This is a genomic window from Pseudomonas sp. 8(2025) (genome assembly GCF_052665325.1).
This window is the reverse complement of sequence record NZ_JBQOIE010000058.1, coordinates 1-318: the sequence shown is the minus strand read 5'-3', so window position 1 is coordinate 318 and position 318 is coordinate 1. Positions and strand designations below refer to the sequence as shown.

The window sequence follows — 318 nt, the reverse complement described above, 5'->3', positions numbered from 1 at the left end:
GTGACGATCAATCTGAAAACCGGCGTGAACACCGGCATTGCCGCAGGCGATACCTACACCGACATCGAGACGATCAAAGGCTCTAGCTACAACGACACGTTTGTCGGCAACGGCCAGGGCATGGCCTTCGATGGTGGCGCTGGCGTGGACACCGTCGACTACTCGACCTCGTCCGCCGGAGTGAAGGTTGAAGTGCGTTTCGGTACCGGCGCGGCCGGCAAGGGCGGAGATGCCGAGGGCGCTACTCTGACCAGCATCGAAAACGTCATCGGTTCGGCATTCAATGACGTCCTGACCTCCGGCCCCGATCACACCGCA

General features: G+C 61.0%; 1 pseudogene. It reads left to right on the top strand.

Annotation, left to right across the window (positions count from 1 at the left end):
* Positions 1 to 318, top strand: a pseudogene (locus ACUXVH_RS31725) (calcium-binding protein); the annotation flags it as partial.